The following is a 4,641-nucleotide window of genomic DNA, read 5'->3' as shown; positions in this document are numbered from 1 at the left end:
CGCGGAGGCGGCCAAGGCCTTCGGCTCGGACGAGGTGTTCTGCGAGCGCTACCTGCCCGCCGGGCGGCACGTCGAGGTCCAGCTGCTGGCCGACGCCCACGGCACCGTCTGGGCGGTCGGCGACCGCGACTGCTCGCTCCAACGGCGGCACCAGAAGGTGATCGAGGAGGCCCCGGCCCCCGGCCTGCCGCCGGAGGTCCGCGCCGAACTGCACGCGGCGGCCCGCGCCGCGGCCCGGGCGATCGGCTACACGGGCGCCGGCACCGCCGAGTTCCTGCTCGCCGGGGACGGCCGGTTCTTCTTCCTGGAGATGAACACCCGCCTCCAGGTGGAGCACCCGGTCACCGAGGCCGTCACCGGCCTGGACCTGGTGGCCCTGCAACTCGCCGTCGCCGAGGGCGCCGAGCTGCCGCCCGACCCCCCGGTCCCCGCCGGCCACGCGATCGAGGCCCGGCTCTACGCCGAGGACCCGGCCAGGGACTGGCAGCCGGCCACCGGCACCCTGCACCGGTTCGAACTGACGCTCCCGTACCAGGAGTTCACGTGTAGCGGAGCGGGCACCGGAGCAGGCACCGGCCTGCGGCTGGATTCCGGGGTGGAGTCCGGCAGCGTGATCACCCCGCACTACGACGCGATGCTCGCCAAGGTGATCGCCTGGGGCCCCACCCGCGCGGCCGCCGCCCGCCGGCTCGCCGACGCGCTCGCCCGCGCCCGCGTCCACGGCCCGGCCACCAACCGGGAGCTGCTGGTCCGCGCCCTGCGCCACCCGGCCTTCCTGGCCGCCGACCTGCACATTGGCTTCCTGGCCGAGCACGCGGCCGACCTCACCGCCCCGGACACCAAGGGCGTCGACCGCGCCGCGCTGGCCGCCGCCCTCGCCGACGCCGCCGACCGCCGCGGCGCGCTGCCCTCCGGCTGGCGCAACCTGCCCTCCCAGCCGCAGCTCAAGCGCTACCGGGCCGAGGACGGCACCGAGGCGGCCGTCCGCTACCGGCTCACCCGCACCGGCCTGCTGGCCGAGGACCACCCGGACGTCGAGCTCGTCGAGGCCGCGCCGGACCGGGTCGTGCTGTCCGAGGGCGGGCTGCGCCGCACCTACCGCGTCGCCCGGTACGGCGACCGGGTGCACGTCGACACCCCGGCCGGCGGCACCGCGCTCACCGCCCTGCCGCGCTTCCCCGAACCCGCCGTCCGCACCGACCCCGGCGCGCTGCTCGCCCCGATGCCCGGCACCGTCGTCCGGGTCGCCGCCGCCGTCGGGGACACCGTCACCGCCGGCCGGCCGCTGCTGGTGCTGGAGGCGATGAAGATGGAGCACCGCGTCGTCGCCCCGGTCGACGGCACCCTCGTCGAACTGCGCGCCACCCCCGGCCGGCAGGTCGAGACCGGCACCCTGCTGGCCGTCGTCCGGCCCACCGAAGCCTGACGTCCGGCCCACCGAAGCCCGACGTCCGGCCCACCGAAGCCTGAGGAAGGACCCCGCATGTCCACCATCGGCAGTCAGCTCCTGGAGACCCCCGAACGCCGGACCCTGCGCCGGGCCGTCGGCGACCTCGGCCGCCGCTACGGCTCCGCCTACTACCTCGCCAAGGCCCGGGCCGGCGAGCCCGCCGACGAACTGTGGGCGGAGGCCGGCAAGGCCGGCTACCTCGGCGTCAACCTGCCCGCCGAGCACGGCGGCGGGGGCGGCGGCATCACCGACCTCGCCATCGTCCTGGAGGAGCTCGGCGCCGCCGGCTGCCCGCTGCTGATGCTCATCGTCTCCCCGGCGATCTGCGGCACCGTGATCGCCCGCTACGGCACCCCGGAGCAGCAGCGGCGCTGGCTGCCCGGCCTGGCCGACGGCAGCCGCAGGATGGCCTTCGGCATCACCGAGCCGGACGCCGGTTCGAACTCGCACCGGATATCCACCGTCGCCCGCCGGGACGGCGAGGACTGGCTGCTGACCGGCCGCAAGGTCTTCGTCTCCGGCATCGACCACTCCGACGCGGTGCTGTTCGTGGCCCGCACCGAGGACGCACGGACGGGGAAGCTGAAGCCCTGCCTGTTCGTCGTCCCGCGCGACACCCCCGGCTTCGAGTACCGGGCGATCCCGATGGAACTCGTCGCCCCGGAGAAGCAGTTCCAGGTCTTCCTGGACGACGTCCGGCTGCCCGCCGACGCCCTGGTCGGCGACGAGAACGCGGGCCTGCTCCAGCTGTTCGCCGGCCTCAACCCCGAGCGGGTCCTCACCGCCGCCTTCTCGCTCGGCCTCGCCCGCCAGGCCCTCGGCAAGGCCGTCGAGTACGCGAAGACCCGCACCGTCTGGTCCACCCCGATCGGCGCCCACCAGGGCCTGGCCCACCCGCTGGCCCAGTGCGCGGTGGAGATCGAACTGGCCCGGCTGATGACCCAGAAGGCCGGGCTGCTCTACGACGCGGGCGAGGACCTCGCCGCCGGGGAGGCCGCCAACATGGCCAAGTACGCGGCGGGGGAGGCCGCCGCCCGGACGGTGGACCAGGCGGTGCAGACCCTCGGCGGCAACGGCCTGACCCAGGAGTACGGGCTGGGCGCGCTGCTGACCGCCACCCGGGTCGGCCGGGTCGCCCCGGTCAGCCGCGAGATGGTGCTCAACTACGTCGCCCAGCACACCCTCGGGCTGCCGAAGTCGTACTGAGCGGCCGCCGCCGGCGGTCCTGGGCGACCGCCGTCGCACACCACCCCGGTCGGCCACCCGTTCGGTGTCGCCCGCCAGGGTGGTGCCGGCGCCGGCCTTGACGTAGCCGCCGTCACCCGGTGCGGCCGGCGCGGCAGGGGCGGGACGGGGCCGGACAGGGGCCCCACGGCGGGGAGTTGCGGCGGCGGCGCCGCTCCCGGGGGCGGGCGGCCGTGGTGCGTGCCCTCCGGTCGGGCGCCCCCCGGGCGCGACCGTGCCACGGATGGTCCATCACGGGTTCCCCACAATGGCCGAGCCAGACCCCCGACTGTCCGTATGCTCCTGAACGCGCCCCGCACGGAACTGCTCGCCGGTTTTGTTGCTACGTCAACTTCCATACTGGAGGCCCACCTTGGTGTTCCGAAGCGAGTTCCCCGACGTTGCCGTGGTCGACCTGCCGATCCACGAGGCGGTGCTCGGCGCCGCGGCGAAGTACGGCGACCGCCCGGCCCTGATCGACGGCGTCACCGGCGAGACCACCAGCTACGCCCAACTCGCCGCCGCCGTCGAGCGGGTGGCCGCCGGACTGGCCGAGACAGGCGTCCGCCGCGGCGACGTCGTCGCCCTCTTCAGCCCCAACTCGACCGCCTACCCGATGGCCTACTACGGCGCGACCAGGGCCGGCGCCACCGTCACCACCGTCTCGTCCTTCGCCACCCCCGCCGACCTGGCCCGCCAGCTGCGCGACAGCGGCGCCCGCTGGCTCGTCACCGTCTCCCGCTTCCTGCCGACCGCCCGTGCGGCCGCCGAACTCCTCGCCGAACAGGGCCGCCCGCTGGCCGAGACCGTCGTCCTGGACGGCGCCGAGGGCCACCGCTCGCTCGCCGACCTGCTGGCCGCCACCGGCCCCGCCCCCGAGGTCGCCGTCGACCCGGGCGAGGACATCGCCGTGCTCCCGTACTCCAGCGGCACCACCGGCCTGCCCAAGGGCGTGATGCTCACCCACCGCTCGATCGCCACCAACCTCTCCCAGTGCGACGCCCTCTACCGCCCCGCCGAGGGCGAACGGGTGCTCGCCGTCCTGCCGTTCTTCCACATCTACGGACTGGCCGCGCTGCTCAACCAGCCGCTGCGCTGCGGCGCCACCGTGGTCGTACTGCCCCGCTTCGACCTGGAGCAGTTCTGCCGCACCGTCCAGGAGCACCGGGTGCAGGCCCTGGTGGTGGCCCCGCCGATCGCCCTCGCCCTGGCCCGGCACCCGGTCGTGGACCAGTACGACCTCTCCTCGGTCGAGTACCTGCTGTGCGCCGCCGCCCCGCTCGACCACGAACTCGCCGACGCCTGCGCCCGGCGCCTGGGCCTGCCGCACCTGCTCCAGGGCTACGGCATGACCGAACTCTCCCCGGTCACCCACGTCGTCTCCCCGCGCGAGGGCGACCCCCCGCCCGGCTCCGTCGGCCGGATGGTCCCCTCCACCGAGCTGCGGATCGCCGCCCTGGACGGCTCCGACGGCGACCTCGGGCCCGGCGAGCGCGGCGAGCTGCTGATCCGCGGCCCGCAGGTGATGAAGGGCTACCTCGGCCGCCCCTCCGAGACCGCCGCGGTGGTCGACGCCGAGGGCTGGCTGCACACCGGCGACGTCGGCTTCGTGGACGAGCGCGGCTACCTGCACATCGTCGACCGGGTCAAGGAGCTGATCAAGTACAAGGGCTACCAGGTCGCCCCCGCCGAGCTGGAGGCCGTCCTGCTCGGCCACCCGCAGATCACCGACGCCGCCGTGATCGGGGTCCCGGACGCCGAGGGCACCGAGTGCCCCAAGGCCTTCGTGGTCCGCGCCCCGGGCAGCGACCTGACCGCCGAGGAGGTCACCGGGTACGTCGCCGGACAGGTCGCCCCGTACAAGAAGGTCCGCCTGGTGGAGTTCGTCGACGCCGTCCCCAAGTCCGCGGCCGGCAAGATCCTGCGCCGCGAACTGCGTGCCCGCGAGGCCGGGCGCGCCGCCGTCC

General features: G+C 75.3%; 3 protein-coding genes. All 3 read left to right on the top strand.

The genetic code is table 11. The features are described from left to right. On the top strand, positions 1-1,426 hold a 1,426-nt coding region (locus ACFU6K_RS32000; RefSeq protein ID WP_380668978.1), incomplete at its 5' end, for a biotin/lipoyl-containing protein. A 57-nt stretch (positions 1,427-1,483) separates the two neighbouring features. After that, the gene (locus ACFU6K_RS31995) at positions 1,484-2,656 is read left to right on the top strand and encodes an acyl-CoA dehydrogenase family protein (protein WP_380668976.1); all 1,173 of its coding nucleotides are present in this window, start codon (positions 1,484-1,486) and stop codon (positions 2,654-2,656) included. A 391-nt stretch (positions 2,657-3,047) separates the two neighbouring features. After that, positions 3,048-4,641: 4-coumarate--CoA ligase family protein (locus ACFU6K_RS31990; protein ID WP_380668974.1), on the top strand; the 1,594-nt coding region annotated here is incomplete at its 3' end.

Source organism: Kitasatospora sp. NPDC057512 (assembly GCF_042802135.1).
Taxonomy (GTDB): Bacteria; Actinomycetota; Actinomycetes; order Streptomycetales; family Streptomycetaceae; genus Kitasatospora.
The sequence above is the reverse complement of the archived record's forward strand: the minus strand, read 5'-3'. Positions and strand labels throughout refer to the sequence as shown.

Coding starts and splice junctions, on each gene's coding strand:
- ACFU6K_RS31995 (WP_380668976.1), top strand. CDS start 1,484: ATGTCCACCATCGGCAGTCAGCTCCTGGAGACCCCCGAACGCCGGACC.